Source organism: Streptomyces sp. 150FB (assembly GCF_000818195.1).
Taxonomy (GTDB): Bacteria; Actinomycetota; Actinomycetes; order Streptomycetales; family Streptomycetaceae; genus Streptomyces.
This window is the reverse complement of sequence record NZ_JTHL01000001.1, coordinates 2,723,874-2,745,207: the sequence shown is the minus strand read 5'-3', so window position 1 is coordinate 2,745,207 and position 21,334 is coordinate 2,723,874. Positions and strand designations below refer to the sequence as shown.

Below are 21,334 nucleotides of genomic sequence, written 5' to 3'. Positions count from 1 at the left end.
CCCCCACCAGCCCCCCGCGCCACCCGAACCCCCGCCCCCCACCTGGGCTGGCCGGAACGGGCGGGCGTTAGCCCAGTGGTGTCGTGAAGGGCGGCCGGGCCCGGTGAGGCCATCTGTTGCTGTTAGCGTGCAGTTGCATAAGATGTGCAACAAGAGGTCGGAGGGCTTTCGACATGGCCGTTTACACGCTTCCTGAACTTCCGTACGACTACGCGGCGCTCGAACCGGTCATCAATCCGCAGATCGTCGAGCTGCACCACGACAAGCACCACGCGGCCTACGTCAAGGGCGCCAACGACACCCTCGACCAGCTCGCCGAGGCACGCGACAAGGAGTCTTGGGGGGCGGTCAACGGGCTGGAGAAGAGCCTCGCCTTTCACCTGTCCGGCCACATCCTGCACTCGATCTACTGGCACAACATGACCGGTGACGGCGGGGGTGAGCCGCTGGCCGCCGACGGTGTGGGCGAGCTGGCCGACGCGATCACCGCGTCCTTCGGCTCCTTCAAGGGCTTCAAGGCGCAGCTCACCAAGGCCGCGGCGACCACCCAGGGCTCCGGCTGGGGCGTCCTCGCCTTCGAGCCGGTCAGTGGCCGGCTGATCGTCGAGCAGATCTACGACCACCAGGGCAACGTCGGGCAGGGCTCCGTACCCGTCCTGGTCTTCGACGCCTGGGAGCACGCCTTCTACCTCCAGTACAAGAACCAGAAGGTGGACTTCATCGAGGCCATGTGGAAGGTCGTCAACTGGCAGGACGTCGCCAAGCGCTACACGGCGGCCAAGCAGCGCGCGAACACCCTGCTGCTCGCTCCCTGACCCCGCACACGTCCTGCTCGTGATCGTCTTCTCACCCTTCACGGCGGGCGGAACAACGAAGGACCCCCACGAGGACATGACTCGCGGGGGTCCTTCCATGCGCGGTACTGCTGAGTGGACGATCAGGCGAAGCCGTCAGTCGAAGATCGGGCCCTGCGTACGGGTCCGCTTGATCTCGTAGAAGCCGGGGATCGACGCGACCATCAGGGTCCCGTCCCACAGCTTCGCCGCCTCCTCGCCCTTGGGCGCGGGGGTCACCACCGGACCGAAGAACGCGATCTGCTCGCCGTCGGCGCCGGGCACGGCGATGACCGGGGTGCCGACCTCCTGGCCGACCTTGTCGATGCCCTCCTTGTGGGAGGCGCGCAGCTCGGTGTCGTACGCGTCCGAGTCGGCGTAGTCGATCAGGTCGGCGGGCAGGCCGACGTCCTTCAGCGACGCGGCGATCGCCTCCAGGGTCGGGCCCTCGCCCAGGTTGTGGATGTGGGTGCCGAGCGCCGTGTAGAGCTTGCCGACGACCTCGTCACCGTGCTTCTGCTGGGCCGCGACGACCACGCGGACCGGCGCCCAGGCCTTCGTCCGCATCATGTCCTGGTACTCCGGGGCCATCTCCTCGATGCGCGGCTCGTTGAGCACGGCGAGGCTCATCACGTGCCAGCGGACCTCGATGTCCCTGACCTTCTCCACCTCGAGCACCCAGCGCGAGGTCATCCAGGCCCAGGGGCACAGCGGGTCGAACCAGAAGTCGACCGGGGTCTTCTCGGACATGTCTCTCCTCATGAAAAAGAACGTATGACCAGTACAGCGGGTACGACAGGTACGACGGGCACAGCGGAAGCACCGGGACTGCCGCCCCACCCCCGTCGGGGGAACGTACGCGCGTACGGGAGGCATTCCCGGAGCGCCCACCCGGGCCGTGCGAGGATCGGTCGCATTCGAACGCGTCGAGAAGGAGTCCTCTGTGCCTGGTGAGAATCTGTCCCGTGACGAGGCCCGCGCACGGGCGGGGCTGCTGGCCGTGGACGGCTACGAGATCGCCCTCGATCTTCGCTCCGCCGTCGGGGAGGCACCCGAGGGCCCCCGGACCTTCCGCTCGCTGACCACGATCCGCTTCCGCTGTACCGAGCCGGGCGCCGCCTCGTTCGCCGACCTGATCGCGCCGTCGGTGACCGCCGTGTCGCTGAACGGCCGTGATCTCGACCCCGCCACCGTCTTCGACGGCACCCGTATCGCGCTGGACGGCCTCCAGGCCGAGAACGTCCTCGTCGTGGACGCCCGGTGCGCGTACAGCAGGACCGGTGAGGGCCTGCACCGCTTCGTCGACCCGGAGGACGGCGAGGTCTACCTGTACACGCAGTACGAGCCGGCCGACGCGCGCCGCGTCTTCGCGAACTTCGAGCAGCCGGACCTCAAGGCCCCGTACAGCTTCCAGGTGACGGCGCCCGAAGGGTGGCGGGTCTGGAGCAACGGCGAGGGCACGCTCACCGACGGCGTATGGAGCTTCGCCGACACCAAGCCGATCTCGACGTACATCACCTGCGTCGTCGCCGGCCCGTACCACTACGTCACCGACTCCTACCGGCGCGAGCTGCCTGACGGCTCGACGCTGGAGATCCCGCTCGGCGCGCTCTGCCGGCAAGGGCTCGCCAAGCACTTCGACGCCGACGACGTCTTCCTGGTCACCAAGGAGGGCCTGGACTTCTTCCACGACAACTTCGACTACCCGTACCCCTTCGGGAAGTACGACCAGGCCTTCGTGCCCGAGTACAACCTCGGCGCGATGGAGAACCCGGGCCTGGTGACCTTCCGCGAGGAGTACATCTACCGGGGCAAGGTCACCCAGGCGTCGTACGAGCGCCGGGCCAACGTCATCCTGCACGAGATGGCGCACATGTGGTTCGGCGACCTCGTGACCATGCGCTGGTGGGACGACCTGTGGCTCAAGGAGTCGTTCGCCGACTTCATGGGCGTGTTCGCGATGGTCGAGGCGACCCGCTTCACCGACGGCTGGATCACCTTCGCCAACGGCCGCAAGTCCTGGGCGTACCGCGCCGACCAGCTCCCCTCCACCCATCCGGTCACGGCCGACATCCGCGACCTCCAGGACGCCAAGCTCAACTTCGACGGCATCACCTACGCCAAGGGCGCCTCGGTCCTCAAGCAGCTCGTCGCCTATGTCGGCAGGGACGCGTTCCTGGAGGGTGCCAGGCGCTACTTCAAGCGGCACGCCTACGGCAACACCGAACTGGCCGACCTGCTCTCCGTACTGGCCGAGACCTCCGGCCGCGACCTGGCCGGCTGGTCGCGGTCCTGGCTGGAGACCGCCGGGGTCAACTCCCTGACGCCGCAGGTCATCCACGACGCGGAGGACCGCGTCACCGAGCTGGCCGTCATCCAGGACGCGCCCGAGTCGCACCCCGAACTCCGCCCGCACCGCGTGGCCGTCGGCCTCTACCGGCGTACGCCGGCGGGCGATCTCGTACGGTACGCGCGCGCCGAGGCGGATGTCGCGGGGCCGCGTACGGTCATCGACGAGCTGGCCGGGTCCGAGCGGCCCGACCTGGTCCTCGTCAACGACGACGACCTGACGTACTGCAAGATCCGCTTCGACACGGCCTCGCTCGACACGCTGCGCGCCCACCTGAGCGATCTCACCGACCCGCTCGCCCGCGCCCTGTGCTGGTCGGCGCTGTGGAACCTGACGCGGGACGCGCTGATGCCGGCGCGGGACTTCGTCGCTCTCGTCCTCACCCACGCCGGCCGCGAGAGCGACATCGGCGTGCTCCAGATGCTCCATGTGTGGACGCGCACCGCGCTCGTCCACTACGCCGCCCCCGCGTGGCGCGAGGAGGGCGGGCGGCTGCTCGCCGACGGCGCGATGAGCGAGCTGCGGATCGCGGCGCCGGGCAGTCAGCACCAGCTCACCTGGGCGCGGTTCTTCGCCGCTGTCGCCGCTTCGGACTCGGACTTCCAGCTCCTTCAGGGGCTGCTGGACGGTACGGCGAAGATCGACGGCGTCGATGTCGACCAGGAGCTGCGCTGGGTGTTCCTGGAGCCGCTGGCCGCGCGGGGCCTCGCCGACGAGGCCGGCGTCAACGCCGAACTCGCCCGCGACGACACCGCTTCCGGCAAGCGCCACCAGGTGCGCTGCCTGGCCGCCCGCCCCTCCGCCGCAGTCAAGGCGCAGGCGTGGGCGCAGGTCGTCGAGTCGGACGCGCTGTCGAACGCGCTGGCGGAGGCGACGATGGCGGGCTTCACCCAGCCGGACCAGCGGGACCTGCTCGCTCCGTACGCCTCGAAGTACTTCGAGGCGATCGAACGGGTGTGGGAGGAGCGGTCGATCCAGACCGGCATGAATGTGGTCAAGGGCCTTTTCCCCGCGCTCATCGACGACCCGTCGACCGTGCGGGCGACGGAGGACTGGCTCACCGCGCACGCCGAAGCGGCCCCCGCGCTGCGCAGGCTGGTGCTGGAGAGCCAGGACGAGATGGCGCGTGCGCTGCGCGCACAGGCGTGCGACGCCGCGGCAGGCGCCTGACCATCCCGCTAACTCCCTTACCGAAGCGGAAAGTTGTCCTGATTTGACGGCGGGTCTGTAACAGGGGTTAGGGGGCGGTGGGCGCGCGGGGAGACCCGGTACATGAACAACAACACCCCCCTCTCCCCGTGCCCCCTCGGATCTGCCACCGGCGGAGTGCGGCGGCGCGTGCTCTCCCTCGCCGAGCTGCGCGAGTACGGGGTACCCGCCGCCGCGGTCACCGCCCGGTGCCGCCAGGGCGGGCCGTGGCAGCGGTTGCTGCCCGGGGTCTTCCTGCTGCACCAGGGGCCGCCGACCAGCGAGGAGCGGCTGCACGGGGTGCTGCTGTACGCGGCGCGCCCGGGGGCGGGGAGCGGCGACGGCGGCTGGGACGGCGGGCTCCTGCCGGAGCAGGCGGTGTCCTCGGTCTCGGTCTCGGGCTCAGGCCCGGCCCTGGCGCCGTACGGCGCGGCGATGATCACCGGCCCCGCCGCGCTCACCCTGCACGGATTCAGCTCGGTCCCCGCGCTGCCCTCGCTCCCCACGATCGACGTGCTCGTGCCGCGCACCCGCAGGCTGCGGTCCACGGGCTGCGCCCGGGTGATCCGCGCCCAGGCCCTCCCGCGCGCCGAGCAGATCACCGGTCTGCCGGTGGCGCCCGTGGCGCGTGCGCTGGCCGACACGGTCGCCGGCCTGCGGGACACGGACGCCGTCCGCGACCTGCTGATCGAGGCCGTGCGCGACGGACACTGCGAACCGGCCGCCGTGGTCCATGAGCTGATCCAGGCCAAGCTGCTGGAAGCGCCGCATGTGGTCGGCGCCGTCGACTCGCTGCTCATGGAGGGGCGGTCGCTGGCCGAGGGGTGGCTGTACGCGATGGTGCGGACGTACGGGCTGCCGGAGCCCGTCTGGAACGTCGACCTGCGGCTGCCCGGCGGCCCGCACCTGGGCGGGGTGGACGCCTACTGGCCGGAGCAGGCCGTCGCGATCGAGCTGGACACCCGGTCACCGGCGGCGTCCGGTGACCGGAAGGACGGCGGGACGGCCGACGCCGAGGGCCCGCTGTGGTCGGCGTACGTCCGTAAGCGCGAGCATCTGGAGCGCCTCGGGATCACGGTCGTCCACCTCACCCCGAGGAAGCTGCGCGAGTCACCGGAGCAGCAGGCGCTGGTGGTGCGTACGGCGCTGAAGGCGGCCGAGGACCGTGAGCCGGCGGCGTACGTCCTGGTGCTGCCGGTCTGAGCGGGGGCATCAGGGTCCGCGACGCCCGACGCTCAGGCGAGGGACCAGCGCAGCGGGCTCGCGTGCGGGTGCTCCACCACACCGGTGATCCCGAAGTGGACCGTACGGCGGTCCCGGCCGCTGAACTCCGTCCGCGCCGCGCCCGTGACCTGGAGCGTCGCGCCGGTGGCCCAGTCGAGGAAGAGCAGTCCGGCGCGCGGGTCCTTCTCCAGATTGCCGAGCGTCAGGAACATCGCGTTGCCGGGGTAGTCGTCGAAGGCGAGCGAGACCGGCGACTCGACCCGTACGAAGCCGGGCTCGCCGCCCCGGTGGCTGGCGTCCACGCCGTGGGGCGCGGCGCTCGCGATGAAGAACGTGTCGGCGGCGCGGATGAACGCCTCCTGGTCGGGGGTGAGCCGTTCACCGCGCCGCACGTCTTCGCCCGCGCTCGCGTCCTGGGCGGACTCCTCCAGGAAGCGGCGGCGGATGTACTTGGGGCAGTTCGCGAAGACCCGCTCCGCCTCGATGCCGATACCGCGCGCTGTCGGGTGCGCCGTACCGTTCAGCCGCATCCGGCGCCGGGTGCGCGGGTCGAGGGCGATGGTCCCGACGGGCAGCGGACCGGAGGCGAGGGCCCCGCCGAGCGGGTCGCCGTCGGGCGCCCGGCCCGCGACCGAGACGGAGTGCGGCCCGGTGGCCCGCAGGAAGCCGGGCCGGCCGGTGATCAGCGAACTCCACATGCGCCCGTCCTCGTCGGCGGCGCCGATCACCAGCATGGGCTGAAGGCCGAGGAAGGCCGCGGCCACCGGCTTGATCCCGTCGCCGATGACAACGCCGACGCGGTGGGCCTCGTCGCGTAGGCCCGCCCTGGCCTGCACGGCGAGGGAGCCCTGGTGGTACGGGTCCATGTGCCCTCACGTCCTTCAGTTGTCGGTCGTCAGCCGTGCGCCATGTGTCGTCAGAAGAAACCGCAGGTCGGTTCGGTCCCGGAGGGTGCGGGCGCGTCTTCGGCGCCCGAGGAGGCGAAGATCTCCAGCCGGGTGCCGTCCGGGTCGTGGAAGAAGATCCCGCCGGAGGACGACCCCTCGCTGTGGGCGACCACGCCCTCGTAGTCGAACGGCACGCCACGGTTCACCAGCAGCTTTTCGGCGGATCGCACCTTCTCGATGGTGTCCACCTCGAAGGCGAGGTGGTGCAGGCCGGCGCCGCCCGGCGCGTACCCCTCCACCGCCTGCTGCCAGAGGGTGAGCATGACCTTGCCGTCCCGCCCGAGGAACGCGAAGCGGTGCCCGGGCTCCTCAGCCCCCGTACCGTCGCTGATCACTTCCAGGCCGAGCGTGTACGTGTAGAAGTCCAGCGAGCGGTCGATATCCGTCACGTTCAGCCCCACATGCCCGCTCCGCAGTTCTGCCATGGCGCGCAACCCTCTCCATCGGTCCTTCCGCCACTAACCCTTGTCTTTGATTTTAGGGGTTACGGTAGCGTCGGTCAACCAGTCACATACCCTTGAAGGGTTAGCGGGGAGGTCTCGCGGTGGAAAATCACACGAAGGAGCAGCGAATGTCCGATCCGCGCCCGCTCGTCGGAGAGCCCGTCTCCCTCGACCTGCTGAACACCCGCTGGATCAGGGACGGCGAGCCGCAGGACCTTCTCGCGGACGTCGACGGCGTACGCCTCTGGCTCGCGGGCACCGGGCTCGACGACCGCTTCGCCGCCGACGCGGCCACCCGGGAGTGCCTGCTGACCGCCAGGGAGGCGCTGGCCGGCGCGGTCGGCCGCCCGCTCGATCTCGACGAGGCGGCCGTCCGGCGTATCGACGACGTCCTCGGGCACGGGCGGATCCGCGCCACCCTCACGGTTCAGGGGCCCGGCGAGGAGCCGGAATTCGCCGACCCGGCCTGGGGGCCCGCGTGGACGGCGGCCCGGGACTACCTGGAGCTGCTGCGCGCGGCGCCCGACCGGATCCGTGGCTGCGCGCACGACGCGTGTGTCCTGCACTTCTTCGACACCTCGCGCAACGGCACCCGGCGCTGGTGCTCCATGGCGCAGTGCGGCAACCGCGCCAAGGCCTCCCGGCACTACGCGCGGGCGAGCGCCGCCCGGGGGACGGCCGGGAGCTGATCTCCCGCCGGGGGCAGGCCCGTTGGCTCTTTCTCTGTTGTGCCGCCCCGTCACATCCCGCCGGTATCCGCCGATTCATCCCCGATGGCGCAGGCGTCATGGTGGCGGATGTCCGCCATGAGCACATCACATCTCTGACAGCTCTCCACAAAACCCGGTCAGTTAGGAAAAGCTGAGCGGTCATCCGGTACCGAAATCCGGACTGTCTCTTTCACAACACAGGGATGCTGATGACCTCCGAATCCGAGAGATCCATGTCCGGGCCGAGACGTGTGGCCCGGATCGCGGCTGCCGCAGGCGCGGTGGCCGCACTGATCGCCTCAGGTGCTGTGCCCGCGTTCTCCGCGACAGGAGCCGACGACCCGGCTCCGAACGCAGCCGTGAAGTCCGCCGGTCCTTCCTCCGACAAGCTGGGGACGACCGACGCCCAACTGCTCGCCAAGGCCGAGGCCACCGGCGAGAAGAGCATCACGATGATGGTCGCCACCGCACCCGGCGAGACCTCTCAGGTCAGCGACCAGCTCCACGAGCACGGTGCGACGGTCGGCAAGACGTACGACAAGCTCGGTTACGTACGGGCGACCCTGCCCACCGGCAAGGCGAGCGCCGCCATCAAGGCGGCCCAGAAGCTGTCCACCGTCCACGGCATCGATCTCAAGCAGGAGATCAAGCTGGACGACCCGTCGCCCGCGTCCACCGGTCAGCAGGCCCAGGCGACGAGCAAGGCGAAGGGGAACGGCAAGGCCAAGGGGAACGGCAAGGCCTCGGCCGCCAAGACCTTCCCGGGCCCGGACAGTTCGACCCCGGCGAAGAACCCGTACAACCCGTCGTTCGAGACGGGCGCCGTCGACTTCGTCAAGCAGCATCCCAAGGCCGACGGCCGCGGGGTCACCATCGGCATCCTCGACTCCGGCATCGACCTCGGTCACCCCGCGCTCCAGAAGACCACCACCGGCGAGCGCAAGATCGTCGACTGGGTCACCTCGACCGACCCGGTCTCCGACGGCGACGGCACCTGGCGCCGCATGGACACGGCGGTGAGCGGCCCGTCCTTCACGGCGGCCGGCCGTACGTGGAAGGCGCCCAAGGGCTCGTTCGGCTACAGCACCTTCGCCGAGTCCGCCACCAAGGGCGGCGACATGGCGGGCGACCTCAACCGTGACGGCGACACCACCGACACCTGGGGCGTCCTCTACGACGCGGCCAAGGGCACCGTGCGCGTCGACCTGAACAACAACGGCGACTTCACCGACGACACCGCGATGAAGCCGTACAAGGACAAGTTCCAGATCGGCTACTTCGGCAAGGACGACCCGAGGACCGCCGTCGTCGAGCGAATACCGTTCGTCGTCGAGATCCGCAAGGACGTCCCCGTGGACGCGGCCGGCACCACGTCCGACTACGTCAACATCGGCGTCATCCAGGCCGAGCACGCCACCCACGTCGCCGGTATCACCGCCGCCAACGGCCTCTTCGGCGGCAAGATGAACGGCGCCGCGCCCGGCGCCAAGCTCGTCTCCTCGCGCGCCTGCACCTGGAGCGGCGGCTGCACCAACATCGCGCTGACCGAGGGCATGATCGACCTCGTCGCCAACCGCGGTGTGAACATCGTCAACATGTCGATCGGCGGCCTGCCCGCGCTGAACGACTCCAACAACGCCCGCTCCGAGCTGTACACCCGGCTCATCGACGCGTACGGCGTGCAGCTCGTCATCTCGGCGGGCAACGACGGCCCCGGCACCAACACCATCGGGGACCCCGGCCTCGCCGACAAGGTCATCTCGGTGGGCGCCTCCATCTCCAAGGACACCTGGGCGGCCGACTACGGCTCCGGCGTGACGAAGAAGAACGACATGATGCCGTTCTCCTCACGCGGTCCGCGCGAGGACGGCGGCTTCACGCCGACCCTCACCGCACCGGGCGCCGCCATCAACAGCACCCAGACCTGGCTGCCCGGCGCCCCTGTCGCCGAGGCCGGCTACCAGTTGCCGCCCGGGTACTCCATGCTCCAGGGCACCTCGATGGCCTCCCCGCAGGCCGCCGGAGCGAGCGCGCTGCTGCTCTCCGCCGCCCAGCAGAAGCACATCGACCTCACCCCGGCCCGGCTGCGCACGGCGCTCACCAGCAGCGCCAAGAAGATCCCCGGCGTCCAGGCCCACGAGCAGGGTGCCGGACTGATCGATGTCGTCGGCGCCTGGAAGGAGATCGAGCACGGCGTCGACGCCCATGAGTACACGGTCAAGGCACCGGTCGACACCTCGCTCGACAGCCTGCTGGCGACCCCGGGCTTCGGTCCTGGCCTGTACGACCGCGAAGGCGGCCTGACGGCGGGCAAGAGCCGGACGTACGACGTCACCGTCACCAGGACCACCGGCAAGAAGGGGCTCCTGGAGCACCAACTGAGCTGGAAGTACGACGACGGCACGTTCCGGCTGCTGGGCAGCGGCCGGGTCAAGCTGCCGCTGAACCAGCCGGTCACCGTGACCGTGCAGGCCAAGCCGTCGGCGGCCGGTGTGCACAGCGCCATCCTCCAGGTCGACGACAAGGCCACGGAGGGTGTGGACAAGCAGATCCTCACCACCGTCGTCGCCTCGAAGAGCCTGGCGAAGCCGTCGTTCGCCTTCTCGGGACCCGGCTCGGTGCAGCGCAACAGCACGAAGTCGTACTTCGTGACGGTGCCCGAGGGCGCCCAGACCCTGGAGCTGGCGCTCGGCGGCCTCGCCAAGGACAGCCAGACCCGGTTCATCGCCATCGACCCGTACGGCCTCCCGGTCGACGACTCGACGACGACCATGTGCTACCCGAACTACTCGAACCCGGCCAACACCTGCCGCCCGGACCTGCGGTCGTACGCCGACCCGCTGCCCGGTGTCTGGGAGATCGAGGTCGAGGCGCGCCGTACGTCGCCGCTGCTCGACAACCCGTACCAGCTCGAAGCGACCGCCCTCGGCGCGACCTTCGACCCGGCGGTCACCACCATCCCCGAGGCCAAGATCGGCACTCCGGCTCCGGTGCAGTGGAACGTCACCAACGAGTTCGCCGCCATGGACGGCAAGCTCGCCGGCGGTTCGCTCGGCTCGGCGAAGGTCGAGCGGCCGACGATCGCGGACGGTGAGTCGCAGCAGTCGACCGTCACCGTGCCGGCCGGCGTCGAGAAGTTCGACGTCGCCATCGGCAGCACCTCCGACGCCAACGCCGACCTGGACCTCTCGGTCTACACCGCGGCCGGCGTCCTCGTCGGTTCGTCGGCGGACGGCGACTCGGAGGAGGCAGTCAGCCTCGCCAAGCCGGCGGGCGGCACGTACATCATCGTGATCGACGGCTACTCGGTCCCCTCCGGGACCACGGAGTTCGACTACCGCGATGTGTACTACTCGGCCTCGCTCGGCTCGATGAAGGTCGACGACTCGAAGCCGGTCAAGCTCGCCAACGGGGCTTCGGCCCCGGTCTCGGCCGAGGTGCTGGTGAACAGCGCGGCCCCCGAGGGCCGGCAGTTCTTCGGTGAGGTGCGACTGCTGAACGCGCGCGGCACGGCCGCGGGCACCGGCAGCGTCGTCATCACGGCTGTCACCCCGTAACAGCGGGAAAGCACGGGGGAGGGGCGGTGTCCACACGGACACCGCCCCTTCCTCGCGTGCGGGCGCGTGGGGGCCGTGTGCGGGTGAGCGGGCCGCGTGCTGGCCGCTCGCGGGTGCGGGGATCCGGAGTCCGGGGAGAATGACAATGACCACAGTGGAGATCACCACAGGCGGGACGGCCACAATGGAGTGGACAACCGGAGTGGGATCCCGCGCATGATGGGCAGGCTCGCCCTCGTACCAGCACACGCACACGCACATGCACCGCAGTCGCAGTCGTCAGCAGAGGAGTCACCGTGAGGGTCGGAATCGTCGGAGCCACCGGTCAGGTCGGCACAGTCCTGCGCAGGATCCTGGCCGAGCGGAGCTTCCCGGTCACCGAGCTGCGGCTGTTCGCCTCGGCCCGGTCGGCGGGCTCCACCATCGAGTGGCAGTCCACGCCGATCACGGTCGAGGACGCGTCCACGTCCGACTACACCGGCCTCGACATCGTGATCTTCTCCGCCGGCGGCGCCACCTCCAAGGCGCTCGCCGAGAAGGTGGCGGGACAGGGCGCCGTGGTGATCGACAACTCCTCCGCCTGGCGCCGCGACCCCGACGTTCCGCTGGTCGTCTCCGAGGTCAACCCGCACGCCATCGCCAACCGCCCCAAGGGCATCATCGCCAACCCGAACTGCACGACGATGGCCGCCATGCCCGTGCTGCGCCCGCTGCACGACGAGGCCGGGCTGACCGCGATGGTCGCCACCACGTACCAGGCGGTCTCGGGTTCGGGCCTGGCCGGCGTGGCCGAGCTGCACGGACAGGCGCAGAAGGTGGTCGCCGAGGCCGACAAGCTCACGCACGACGGCGCCGCTGTCGACTTCCCGGAGCCCGCCGTCTACAAGCGGCCCATCGCCTTCAACGTGCTGCCGCTCGCCGGCTCGATCGTCGACGACGGCTCCTACGAGACGGACGAGGAGCAGAAGCTCCGCAACGAGTCCCGCAAGATCCTGGAGATCCCCGAGCTGAAGGTCTCCGGCACCTGCGTCCGTGTGCCGGTCTTCTCGGGACACTCGCTCCAGGTCAACGCCCGCTTCGAGCGCCCGCTGAGCGTGGAGCGCGCGTACGAGCTGCTCAAGGGCGCCCCGGGCGTCGAACTGTCGGACATCCCGACGCCCCTCCAGGCGGCCGGCCAGGACGCGTCGTACGTGGGCCGTATCCGGGCCGACGAGACGGTGGACAACGGTCTGGCGCTCTTCATGTCCAGCGACAACCTCCGCAAGGGCGCGGCGCTGAACGCGGTACAGATCGCCGAGCTGGTGGCGGCCGAACTGCGCGGCTGACCGTGGCCCGGCGGGTCCGGCCGTAAGCACGTCCGCCCCCGCGCGAGCGCGGGGGCGGAGGCGGGTCGACGGGCGGCGCGGCTCAGCCCCGCCGCACCTCGAAGAGGAAGCAGCCGTACTCGACGGCCCTCACATGGACGAGAGCGACCTCCGGATCGGCGAAGGCCTCTTCGAACACCGCATCGAACGCTTCTTCGGCCGGGTCCGGGATCTCCAGGAGCCGGCCGCCGAGAATGTGCCCGTCGGCGCTGTAGCGCCGTACGGTACGCAGCGCACCCGCCCGGTCGAACGGGTACCCCCCACCGTCCGCCGCCGCCACGCCGCCGCACTCCTCGGCGTGGATGAAGACGGGCCCCTGCTCGTCGTACGCCCCCGGCGCCGCCCCGGTCTCGGCGGCCCAGCGCCGCAGCGGCGCGTAGGACACCAGCGCGATCCGGTCCCCGACCTCGACCGGCCGCAGGCAGCAGCGCAGGGGCGAGCCGTCCTCGTCAGCGGTGAAGGCGGCAAGGGGCTGACCGGCGTCGTCCGCGACGCGGAGTTCGCCGAGAACGGTGGGGCTGATGGGGCGGGGGAGATACGCGGTGGTCGCTGTCATGGTTGTCATGACTCAAGGCTGACGCCGCACCGCACCACGCACCGGCGGATTTCGGACCTCGCGGTACGCGTCCCGCCCGCCCTCTCACAGAGCCAGGTGCCGGCGCAGTGCGGCGTCGAGTTCGGCCATCCGGTGCCGGGGCACCGAGCCGATCCGGTGGAGCACCCGCTCCGGCGACACTGCCCGTACCTGCTCGCACTGGGCCTTGGAGTCCTTGGCGAGCCTGCACTCGGCCGCCGGCAGGACAACCTGGAAGGCGAAGACGCGCGCCGTGTTGGACGTCACGGGGACGACCGTCAGCACTCCCTTGCCGTTCTGCTCGACCGTGCGATTCGCGGCGTCGTTCGAGACGATCACGGCGGGCCGTGCCTTGTTGGCCTCGCTGCCGCGCGCTGGTTCGAAGTCGATCAGATAGATGTCGCCTCTACGCATCGGTGAGGCCGTCCCCCGTGGTCTGCTCCCAGAACGCCGCGTCCTCGCCGGCGTTCCATTCCTCGAAAGCCGCCGCGTAGTCCGCCTCCATGCGCGACGCGCGCAGCAGCTCGATCGCGGCGTGTATCACGGCGGACCTTGATTCCGTCTCCGTCATGGCCGCGTACTCGTCGACGAAGGACACGTCCTCCTGCGGCAGGCTCACACTGATCTTCATACTCTGTATGCTACCCAGGTAGGAACGATGATGCTACCTCGCCGGGAACGTGGGCGTGGAAGGATGAGCCGAAACGTCACATAGCGAGGAGATGACCCCGGGTGCCTGGCACAAATCTGACCCGCGAAGAGGCACAGCAGCGCGCACGCCTCCTCACCGTTGACTCGTACGGGATCGACCTCGATCTCAGCGGCGCGCAGGAGGGCGGCACCTACCGGTCCCTGACCACCGTCCGGTTCCGGAGCGCGGAAGCCGGGGCGGAGACCTTCATCGACCTCATCGCACCGACCGTGCACGAGGTCGTCCTGAACGGCACGTCCCTCGACGTCGACTCCGTGTTCAAGGACTCGCGCATCGCGCTCGCCGGACTGCACGAGGGCCCGAACGAGCTGACGGTCGTCGCCGACTGCGCGTACACCAACACCGGTGAGGGACTGCACCGCTTCGTCGACCCCGTCGACGAACACGTCTACCTCTACACGCAGTTCGAGGTCCCGGACGCGCGCCGGGTCTTCGCGAGCTTCGAGCAGCCCGACCTCAAGGCGACCTTCGAGTTCACCGTGAAGGCGCCCGAGGGCTGGACGGTCGTCTCCAACTCGCCGACGCCCGAACCAGCCGACCACATCTGGCACTTCGAGCCGACGCCGCGGATCTCCACGTACATCACCGCGCTGATCGCGGGCCCGTACCACTCGGTGCACAGCTCGTACGAGAAGGACGGCAGGTCCGTGCCGCTCGGCATCTACTGCCGGCCCTCGCTCGCCGAGTACCTCGACTCCGACGCGATCTTCGCGACCACCCGGCAGGGCTTCGCCTGGTTCCAGGAGAAGTTCGGCTACGACTACCCGTTCGCCAAGTACGACCAGCTCTTCGTGCCGGAGTTCAACGCGGGCGCGATGGAGAACGCGGGCGCCGTCACCATCCGCGACCAGTACGTCTTCCGCTCGAAGGTGACGGACGCGGCGTACGAGGCGCGGGCCGAGACGATCCTGCACGAGCTGGCGCACATGTGGTTCGGCGACCTCGTCACCATGGAGTGGTGGAACGACCTGTGGCTGAACGAGTCGTTCGCCACGTACACCTCGATCGCCTGCCAGGCCGACGCGCCGGACTCGCGGTGGCCGCAGTCCTGGACGACGTTCGCCAACTCCATGAAGACCTGGGCGTACCGGCAGGACCAGCTCCCCTCCACGCACCCGATCATGGCCGAGATCCGCGACCTGGACGACGTGCTCGTCAACTTCGACGGCATCACGTACGCCAAGGGCGCCTCCGTGCTGAAGCAGCTCGTCGCCTATGTCGGCAAGGACGAGTTCTTCCAGGGCGTACAGGCGTACTTCAAGGCACACGCCTTCGGCAACACGCAGCTCTCCGACCTGCTCGGCGCGCTGGAGAAGACCTCAGGGCGTGACCTGAAGGCCTGGTCGAAGGCGTGGCTGGAGACGGCCGGCATCAACATCCTCCGCCCGGAGATCGAGCTGGACGAGCAGGGCAACGTCTCGTCCTTCCACGTCATCCAGGAGGCCCCGGCGCTGCCTGCGGGCGCGACGGGCGAGGCGGTGCTGCGCCCGCACCGGATCGCGATCGGTTACTACGACCTGGACGAGAACGGCAAGCTGGTCCGTACGGTCCGGATGGAGCTGGACGTGGAGGGCGAGCGTACGGCGGTGCCCTTCCCGCAGAACACCCCCCGCCACGCGGTCGTGCTGCTCAACGACGACGACCTCACGTACGCGAAGGTCCGGCTGGACGAGGAGTCCCTGCGGGTCGTCACCGCGCACCTCGGGGACTTCGAGGAGTCGCTGCCGCGCGCGCTGAGCTGGGCCTCGGCCTGGGACATGACGCGGGACGGCGAGCTGGCGACGCGCGACTACCTGGCGCTGGTGCTGTCCGGCATCGCCAAGGAGTCGGACATCGGTGTCGTCCAGACGCTCCAGCGGCAGGTGAAGATGGCGCTCGACCAGTACGCGTCGCCGGCGTGGCGCGAGGTCGGGCTGACCCAGTGGACGGACGCCACGCTGGCCCACCTGCGGGCGGCCGAACCGGCGAGCGACCACCAGCTCGCCTGGGCGCGCGCGTTCAGCGCGACGGCGCGTACGCCGCAGCAACTCGACCTGCTCCAGGGACTGCTGGACGGTACGGAGACGATCGAGGGCCTCGCGGTCGACACGGAGCTGCGCTGGGCGTTCGTCCACCGCCTGGCCGCTGTCGGTCTGCACGACGAGGAGGAGATCGCCGCGGAGTACGAGCGCGACAGGACGGCGGCGGGCGAACGCCACGCGGCCGCCGCGCGCTCGGCCCGGCCCACCGAGGAGGCCAAGGCGGAGGCCTGGGCATCGGTGGTGGAGGGCGACAAGCTGCCCAACGCCGTACAGGAAGCGGTGATCTCCGGCTTCATCCAGACGGACCAGCGCGAGCTGCTGGCGCCGTACACGGAGAAGTACTTCGCCGCGGTCGCGGACGTCTGGGAGTCGCGCTCGCACGAGATGGCACAGCAGGTCGCGCTGGGCCTGTTCCCCGCGATCCAGGTCTCCCAGGAGACCCTGGAAGCGACGGACGCGTGGCTGGCGTCGGCGGGCCCGAACGCGGCACTGCGCCGCCTGATGACGGAGTCGAAGGCCGGCGTGGAACGCGCGCTGCGCGCCCAGGAGGCGGACGCGGCAGCGGCGGTGTGAGGGAAAGCCCTTGAGCAGCGTGAACGGCTAGAGGGGCTGACCGGCTGAAAACGGGTGCCCCACCCGCGCGATGGCGCGGGTGGGGCACCCGCGCTGTGCGGTGCCCGGCCGCAGTTCCCCGCCCCACCTGGGGTTAGCCCCCGCACCGATCCGCCAGCGACCGCCATGGTCCGTACCGGGCCCGTTTCCTACGGTCGGTCCATGAGGAATCGCGCAGGCCTGAAGCGGCAGCAACCAGACATCCGGAACGACTTCCCGGCGGTCGAACTCGTCGGCGTACGCCGCCAGTACGGTGACGGCCACCGCGCCGTGCGCGCCCTGCGCGGCATCGACATCGCCCTCGCGCGCGGCAGTTTCACCGCCGTCATGGGCCCCTCGGGCTCGGGGAAGTCCACCTTCCTCCAGTGCGCGGCGGGCCTCGACCGCCCCACCACCGGATCGGTACGGCTCGGCGGCACCGAGATCACCGACATGAGCGAGAACGAGCTGACCGTGCTGCGCCGCACGCGACTCGGGTTCATCTTCCAGGCCTTCAACCTGCTGCCGGCGTTGACGGTCCAGCAGAACATCGAGCTGCCCGTACGCCTCGCGGGACGGCGGCCCGACCGGCGCCGGATCGCCGAGGTGCTGGGGCAGATCGGCCTCGCTGACAAGGCGCGGCGCCGCCCCTCCGAACTGTCCGGAGGGCAGCAGCAGCGCGTCGCGATCGCCCGCGCCCTCGCGGCCCGGCCCGATGTGATCTTCGCCGACGAGCCGACCGGCGCGCTCGACACCACCACGGCCGCCGAGGTCCTGACCCTGCTCAGGAGCGCGGTGGACTCGCTGGGCGCGACGGTGGTCATGGTCACGCACGACCCGGTGGCCGCCGCCTACGCGGACCGCGTCCTCTTCCTCGCCGACGGCGCGATCGCCGACACCCTGCCGCGCGCGGACGCCGCACGGATCGCGGCCCGGATGACCGCGCTCACGGCGCCCGCCTTCTCGGCTGCGGTGGCCTAACCGTCCTGACCAGGAACGTTGTCGGTGTCGGGGCGGTAGCGGGCTTTGATGTGGACGCGTTCGCCCTGGGGGCCGAGGATGCTGAGGAATTCCACGGGGTGTTGGTCGGCGTTGCCGAACCAGTGCGGGAGATGGGTGTCGAATTCGGCGACCTCGCCCGCGCTGAGGGTGAAGTCCTTGTCGCCGAGTACGACGCGCAGCCGGCCGCGCAGGACGTACAGCCAGTGGTAGCCCTCGTGCGAGCGGGGGTCGGGTTCGCGACCGTCGGTCAGACCGGCGGGCAGGATGTGCTTGAACGCCTGGAGTCCGCCGGATGTGCGGGTCAGCGGCACGACGGTCATGCCGTTGCGGGTGAACGGCCGCGGACGCACCCGGGGGTCGAGATCGGTCGGCGCGCCGATCAGCTCATCGACCGGCACCTGGTGGGCCCTGGCCAGGGGCAGCAGGAGTTCCAGGCCCGGTTTGCGGTGCCCGGACTCCAGTCGGGACAGCGTGCTGATCGGAATGCCGGTGGTCTCCGACAGAGCGGTCAGGGTGACGCCGCGGCGAAGGCGCAACGCGCGCAGCCGGGGCCCGACCGCGGCCAGAACCGCATCGAAGTCATCGCTCATACGTTCACCGTGCCCGCGTTTTGCGTTTTCCGCAAAGAACTTTGCCCGATTGCTGAGGGGAGCGCATTTTGGCGTCGGAGGTGGTCACGATGACCCTGAATCCCCAGGCCAACAGCAGCGACGATCAGAGGGATGATCAGTACGGCGATCAGAGTGACGATCAGGGCGGCGAAGGCCGGCCCTGGGACGAGATGTACGGCAGCCGCGACCGGATATTCAGCGGCAACCCCAACGGAGTGCTCGTCGCCGAGACCATCGGCCTGCCACCGGGCCGGGCGCTCGACGTGGGATGCGGTGAGGGCGCCGACGCACTCTGGCTGGCCCGGCGCGGCTGGCAGGTCACCGCGGTCGACATCTCCGGGATCGCCTTGCGACGTGCCGCCGCCGCTGCCACCGGCACCGAGGGCCGCGTGGCGTGGGTACGGGCCAACCTCACCAGCACGCCGCCCCCAACGGGAGCCTTCGACCTGGTGTCCGTCCACTACTTCCCGCTCATGCGCCGGCCGGGCCACGCGGCGCTGCGCGGCCTGCTGGACGCTGTCGCCCCCGGCGGCACGCTGCTCTTCGCCACCCACGCCCTCTCGGACCTGGCTCCGCGCCAGGAGGAGGGCTTCGACCCCGCCGACTACTACCAGCCCGACGACATCGCCCAACTCCTCGGCCCCGCCTGGAACGTTCTCATCAACGAGAGCCGCCCCCGCGCCGCCCAGCCCCCCGCAGGCACACACCACACCCACGACACCGTCCTGCGAGCAGTCCGCCTGCCGTGAGCGCCCCGCACGGATCGGCCGGATCATCCGCCGCCGGGGGCGCGGATCAACTCCTGCGGATCTCCCGGCAGCGGCCGGTGGCCGAGGCCGCACCCGGTGACGAGTCCGGCGAAGGGCGGGTGCGCGGCCACGGCGACCTGGTGCCCGGCGTCCAGCAGACGCTGCCCCAGGCCCGTGAACGGTGCGACGTCCCCGCGCGAACCGGCGGTCACGATCAGAATCCGCATGTGGTGATCTTCCTCGCGGCCTCCCCATAGCCGCAGAGGACGGGGCCGCGGAGGACGGGGCCACGGAGTACGGGGCCGACAACGACGGCGCCACGGCCCGCCTCGCCGAAGAGGCCGGAGGAAACCGGTGCCACCGAACCCCCGGTGACCACGCGGGGTGAGAACGCGCGCTCCCGAGTCGCGCCCTGTCAGGCGTACTTGATGTGGGCGAGGAAGAAGTCCCGGATGTCCTCGGCGAGCAGCTCCGGCACCTCCATCGCGGCGAAGTGGCCGCCGCGCTCGAACTCCGACCAGTGCCTGATGTCGTAAAGCCGCTCCGCCAGCGGTCGCACCGACTGGGTGATGTCGTACGGGAGCACCGCCACGCCGACCGGCACCGGGCACGGCTCGATCCGTCGCGGAGTCTCGCGGTGCAACCGCGCCGAGGACGCCGCGGTGGCGGTCAGCCAGTACAGCGAGATGTCGGTGAGTATCCGCTCGTCATCGACCTGCGAGCGCGGGTCGGTCCACTGCGCGAAGCGCTCCGCGATCCAGGCCAGTTGGCCGACCGGCGAATCGGTCAGCGCGTAGCCGATGGTCTGCGGGGTGGTGGCCTGGAGAGTCTGGTACGGCGGCCGGTTCGCCGTGAGCTGCCTGATCTTGTCCAGCCGGGCCTCATCCGCTTCGGACAGTTCGATGCCCGCGTCCGGGTCCGGCCGGGTCGGCAGGTAGTTGACGTGCACCCCGACGACCCGCTCGGGTGCCACCGCGCCGAGGGCCATCGAGATGCCCGAACCGAAGTCGCCGCCCTGCGCGCCGTAGTGCTCGTACCCGAGACGGCGCATCAGCTCGGCCCAGGCCCGCGCGACCCGCACGATGTCCCAGCCGCGCTCGTGGGTCGGCCCGGAGAAGCCGTACCCCGGGATGGACGGAATCACCAGGTGGAAGTCGCGCGACAGCGGCTCGATCACGTCGAGGAACTCCAGGAACGAGCCGGGCCAGCCGTGGGTGAGGACCAGCGCGAGCGCGTCCGGTCTCGGGGACCGGACATGGACGAAGTGGATGTTCTGGCCGTCGATCTCGGTGGTGAAGTGCGGAAGCTCGTTGAGCTTCGCCTCGTGCGCACGCCAGTCGTAGCGGGTGCGCCAGTGCTCGGCGAGCTCCTTCAGCCTCGCCAGCGGGAAGCCGTAGTCCCACCCGATGTCGGCGACCTCGTTGGGCCAGCGGGTACGGGAGAGGCGGTCGGTGAGGTCGTCGAGGTCGGCCTGAGGGATGTCGACGAGGAAGGGCTTGATCATGGTCCTGACTCCGGGGAGTTTCGTTCGGCGAGCAAACGTTTACAATCCTAACGTTTGGCGCCCAAACGGTAGCACGGTCGTTAGTGCTCCCAACGGTTCGCTACGCTGATCCCATGGAGAGCCCATCCGAGACGACGCCCGCCCGCTGGGGGAGCCTGCCGAGCTGGCTGCTCACCCAGACCGCGGGCCACGCGCACCGCCTGGTGGCCGAGGGGTTCTCGTCCGCCCACGCCCGCGGCTACCACTACCGCGTGCTGGCGACGCTGGAGGAGTACGGCCCGGCCAGCCAGGCCGCGCTGGGCCGCCGCAGCGGCATCCACCTCAGCGACATGGTCGCGACGGTCAACGAGCTGGCCGACCGTGAACTGGTCGAGCGCGTCCCTGACCTCTCCGACCGGCGGCGCAACATCATCTCGCTCACCGCCGCGGGCAAGCGGCAGCTCCGGCGGCTGGAGAAGCGGCTCGCCGAAGCCCAGGACGAACTGCTGGCTCCGCTGTCACCCGACGAGCGACAGCGGTTGACCGGGCTGCTGTCCAGGCTGCTGGACCACCACGACCGGCGAACCGGGACCGGCTGACCGGCGCTCGGGTCGGGTTCTGCCCGCATTGCCAAACGGATGATCCTCCACTTAAGCTATTAAGTGGAGGATCATCCGTTTCCGCCTCGCGCCCTGCCATGCGATGTCATGCCGCGCCGCGCCGCAGCCGTGCGACGGCTGCGAGAACGAGCAGAAAGCCGCAATCCCATGACCGACCACCGCACCTCCGACCGCATCACCACCCCCTTCGGCCCCCACTCCACCGCCGCCGACGTCCTCGCCGGCGTCGACCTCGGCGGGAAACGCGCCGTCGTGACCGGTGGGACGTCCGGTATCGGGATCGAGACCGCCCGCGCCCTCGCCTCAGCCGGTGCCGAGGTGACCCTGGCCGTACGCGACACCGAGGCGGGCGGCC

The 21,334-nt window shown here is 70.2% G+C and carries 20 protein-coding genes; 11 read left to right on the top strand and 9 right to left on the bottom strand.

What is annotated here, in order from left to right:
* The first annotated feature begins 173 nt into the window (after positions 1 to 173).
* Positions 174 to 815 carry a superoxide dismutase gene (locus tag QR77_RS11545; protein ID WP_040021462.1) on the top strand — a complete coding sequence of 214 codons (642 nt, stop codon included), beginning with the start codon at positions 174 to 176 and terminating at the stop codon, positions 813 to 815.
* 135 nt (positions 816 to 950) lie between these two features.
* Here the strand turns inward: QR77_RS11545 and QR77_RS11540 are convergent, their stop codons facing one another.
* Positions 951 to 1,583: a DsbA family protein gene (locus tag QR77_RS11540; RefSeq protein ID WP_040021460.1), complete on the bottom strand. Its 633-nt coding sequence runs from the start codon at positions 1,581 to 1,583 to the stop codon at positions 951 to 953.
* 193 nt (positions 1,584 to 1,776) lie between these two features.
* Between QR77_RS11540 and pepN (QR77_RS11535) the strand changes: the two genes are divergently transcribed.
* Positions 1,777 to 4,353, top strand: coding sequence for an aminopeptidase N (gene pepN / locus QR77_RS11535; protein WP_040021457.1), 2,577 nt, complete (start codon positions 1,777 to 1,779; stop codon positions 4,351 to 4,353).
* Between the two features lie 102 nt (positions 4,354 to 4,455).
* The gene (locus tag QR77_RS11530) at positions 4,456 to 5,574 is read left to right on the top strand and encodes a hypothetical protein (RefSeq protein WP_040021455.1); all 1,119 of its coding nucleotides are present in this window, start codon (positions 4,456 to 4,458) and stop codon (positions 5,572 to 5,574) included.
* A 32-nt stretch (positions 5,575 to 5,606) separates the two neighbouring features.
* Here QR77_RS11530 and QR77_RS11525 read toward each other — a convergent pair whose 3' ends face one another.
* Entirely contained in the window at positions 5,607 to 6,461 is an 855-nt protein-coding gene (locus tag QR77_RS11525) for a pyridoxamine 5'-phosphate oxidase family protein (protein ID WP_040021453.1), read from the bottom strand.
* Between the two features lie 50 nt (positions 6,462 to 6,511).
* Positions 6,512 to 6,967, bottom strand: coding sequence for a VOC family protein (locus QR77_RS11520; RefSeq protein WP_040021451.1), 456 nt, complete (start codon positions 6,965 to 6,967; stop codon positions 6,512 to 6,514).
* A gap of 146 nt (positions 6,968 to 7,113) precedes the next feature.
* On the opposite strand from QR77_RS11520, the gene QR77_RS11515 reads away from it, so the two are divergent.
* From QR77_RS11515 to QR77_RS11505, 3 genes are all read left to right on the top strand, one after another.
* Complete coding sequence (locus QR77_RS11515; RefSeq protein WP_040021449.1) at positions 7,114 to 7,674, top strand: CGNR zinc finger domain-containing protein; 561 nt, start codon at positions 7,114 to 7,116, stop codon at positions 7,672 to 7,674.
* Between the two features lie 224 nt (positions 7,675 to 7,898).
* Complete coding sequence (locus tag QR77_RS11510) at positions 7,899 to 11,252, top strand: S8 family serine peptidase (protein WP_173476293.1); 3,354 nt, start codon at positions 7,899 to 7,901, stop codon at positions 11,250 to 11,252.
* Between the two features lie 296 nt (positions 11,253 to 11,548).
* Positions 11,549 to 12,577, top strand: coding sequence for an aspartate-semialdehyde dehydrogenase (locus QR77_RS11505; protein WP_040021447.1), 1,029 nt, complete (start codon positions 11,549 to 11,551; stop codon positions 12,575 to 12,577).
* 82 nt (positions 12,578 to 12,659) lie between these two features.
* Here QR77_RS11505 and QR77_RS11500 read toward each other — a convergent pair whose 3' ends face one another.
* The 3 genes from QR77_RS11500 to QR77_RS11490 form a co-directional block, all read right to left on the bottom strand.
* Positions 12,660 to 13,181 (bottom strand): DUF1203 domain-containing protein, encoded by a 522-nt coding sequence (locus tag QR77_RS11500; protein ID WP_063798022.1) that lies wholly within the window; start codon positions 13,179 to 13,181, stop codon positions 12,660 to 12,662.
* Positions 13,182 to 13,256: 75 nt separating this feature from the next.
* Positions 13,257 to 13,604, bottom strand: a complete 348-nt coding sequence (locus tag QR77_RS11495) for a type II toxin-antitoxin system PemK/MazF family toxin (protein ID WP_040021444.1) — start codon at positions 13,602 to 13,604, stop codon at positions 13,257 to 13,259.
* Positions 13,597 to 13,821 (bottom strand): ribbon-helix-helix protein, CopG family, encoded by a 225-nt coding sequence (locus QR77_RS11490; RefSeq protein WP_040021442.1) that lies wholly within the window; start codon positions 13,819 to 13,821, stop codon positions 13,597 to 13,599. The genes QR77_RS11495 and QR77_RS11490 overlap by 8 nt, the downstream gene beginning before the upstream one ends.
* A gap of 101 nt (positions 13,822 to 13,922) precedes the next feature.
* On the opposite strand from QR77_RS11490, the gene pepN (QR77_RS11485) reads away from it, so the two are divergent.
* Positions 13,923 to 16,496 (top strand): aminopeptidase N, encoded by a 2,574-nt coding sequence (gene pepN / locus QR77_RS11485; RefSeq protein ID WP_040021440.1) that lies wholly within the window; start codon positions 13,923 to 13,925, stop codon positions 16,494 to 16,496.
* A gap of 201 nt (positions 16,497 to 16,697) precedes the next feature.
* Positions 16,698 to 17,495, top strand: a complete 798-nt coding sequence (locus tag QR77_RS11480) for an ABC transporter ATP-binding protein (protein ID WP_040021438.1) — start codon at positions 16,698 to 16,700, stop codon at positions 17,493 to 17,495.
* Here QR77_RS11480 and QR77_RS11475 read toward each other — a convergent pair.
* Positions 17,492 to 18,106: an XRE family transcriptional regulator gene (locus tag QR77_RS11475; protein WP_040021436.1), complete on the bottom strand. Its 615-nt coding sequence runs from the start codon at positions 18,104 to 18,106 to the stop codon at positions 17,492 to 17,494. The two genes, QR77_RS11480 and QR77_RS11475, sit on opposite strands and share 4 nt — an antisense overlap.
* A gap of 191 nt (positions 18,107 to 18,297) precedes the next feature.
* On the opposite strand from QR77_RS11475, the gene QR77_RS11470 reads away from it, so the two are divergent.
* Positions 18,298 to 18,876, top strand: a complete 579-nt coding sequence (locus tag QR77_RS11470) for a class I SAM-dependent methyltransferase (RefSeq protein WP_040027725.1) — start codon at positions 18,298 to 18,300, stop codon at positions 18,874 to 18,876.
* Positions 18,877 to 18,899: 23 nt separating this feature from the next.
* Here QR77_RS11470 and QR77_RS11465 read toward each other — a convergent pair whose 3' ends face one another.
* Both QR77_RS11465 and QR77_RS11460 read right to left on the bottom strand, forming a co-directional pair.
* A complete protein-coding gene (locus QR77_RS11465; protein ID WP_040021435.1) occupies positions 18,900 to 19,103 on the bottom strand; it encodes a glycosyltransferase in 204 nt (67 codons plus the stop codon).
* 188 nt (positions 19,104 to 19,291) lie between these two features.
* Positions 19,292 to 20,380 carry an epoxide hydrolase family protein gene (locus tag QR77_RS11460; protein ID WP_040021434.1) on the bottom strand — a complete coding sequence of 363 codons (1,089 nt, stop codon included), beginning with the start codon at positions 20,378 to 20,380 and terminating at the stop codon, positions 19,292 to 19,294.
* Between the two features lie 113 nt (positions 20,381 to 20,493).
* On the opposite strand from QR77_RS11460, the gene QR77_RS11455 reads away from it, so the two are divergent.
* Both QR77_RS11455 and QR77_RS11450 read left to right on the top strand, forming a co-directional pair.
* Complete coding sequence (locus QR77_RS11455) at positions 20,494 to 20,958, top strand: MarR family transcriptional regulator (protein ID WP_040021432.1); 465 nt, start codon at positions 20,494 to 20,496, stop codon at positions 20,956 to 20,958.
* Between the two features lie 168 nt (positions 20,959 to 21,126).
* A partial coding sequence (locus QR77_RS11450; protein WP_040021430.1) for an SDR family NAD(P)-dependent oxidoreductase occupies positions 21,127 to 21,334 on the top strand: 208 nt, incomplete at its 3' end.

Coding starts and splice junctions, on each gene's coding strand:
- QR77_RS11460 (WP_040021434.1), bottom strand. CDS start 20,380: ATGATCAAGCCCTTCCTCGTCGACATCCCTCAGGCCGACCTCGACGAC.
- QR77_RS11520 (WP_040021451.1), bottom strand. CDS start 6,967: ATGGCAGAACTGCGGAGCGGGCATGTGGGGCTGAACGTGACGGATATC.
- QR77_RS11500 (WP_063798022.1), bottom strand. CDS start 13,181: ATGACAACCATGACAGCGACCACCGCGTATCTCCCCCGCCCCATCAGC.
- QR77_RS11525 (WP_040021453.1), bottom strand. CDS start 6,461: ATGGACCCGTACCACCAGGGCTCCCTCGCCGTGCAGGCCAGGGCGGGC.
- QR77_RS11510 (WP_173476293.1), top strand. CDS start 7,899: ATGCTGATGACCTCCGAATCCGAGAGATCCATGTCCGGGCCGAGACGT.
- QR77_RS11465 (WP_040021435.1), bottom strand. CDS start 19,103: ATGCGGATTCTGATCGTGACCGCCGGTTCGCGCGGGGACGTCGCACCG.
- QR77_RS11455 (WP_040021432.1), top strand. CDS start 20,494: ATGGAGAGCCCATCCGAGACGACGCCCGCCCGCTGGGGGAGCCTGCCG.
- QR77_RS11470 (WP_040027725.1), top strand. CDS start 18,298: ATGTACGGCAGCCGCGACCGGATATTCAGCGGCAACCCCAACGGAGTG.
- QR77_RS11540 (WP_040021460.1), bottom strand. CDS start 1,583: ATGTCCGAGAAGACCCCGGTCGACTTCTGGTTCGACCCGCTGTGCCCC.
- QR77_RS11515 (WP_040021449.1), top strand. CDS start 7,114: ATGTCCGATCCGCGCCCGCTCGTCGGAGAGCCCGTCTCCCTCGACCTG.
- QR77_RS11490 (WP_040021442.1), bottom strand. CDS start 13,821: ATGAAGATCAGTGTGAGCCTGCCGCAGGAGGACGTGTCCTTCGTCGAC.
- QR77_RS11545 (WP_040021462.1), top strand. CDS start 174: ATGGCCGTTTACACGCTTCCTGAACTTCCGTACGACTACGCGGCGCTC.
- QR77_RS11530 (WP_040021455.1), top strand. CDS start 4,456: ATGAACAACAACACCCCCCTCTCCCCGTGCCCCCTCGGATCTGCCACC.
- QR77_RS11475 (WP_040021436.1), bottom strand. CDS start 18,106: ATGAGCGATGACTTCGATGCGGTTCTGGCCGCGGTCGGGCCCCGGCTG.
- QR77_RS11495 (WP_040021444.1), bottom strand. CDS start 13,604: ATGCGTAGAGGCGACATCTATCTGATCGACTTCGAACCAGCGCGCGGC.
- QR77_RS11480 (WP_040021438.1), top strand. CDS start 16,698: ATGAGGAATCGCGCAGGCCTGAAGCGGCAGCAACCAGACATCCGGAAC.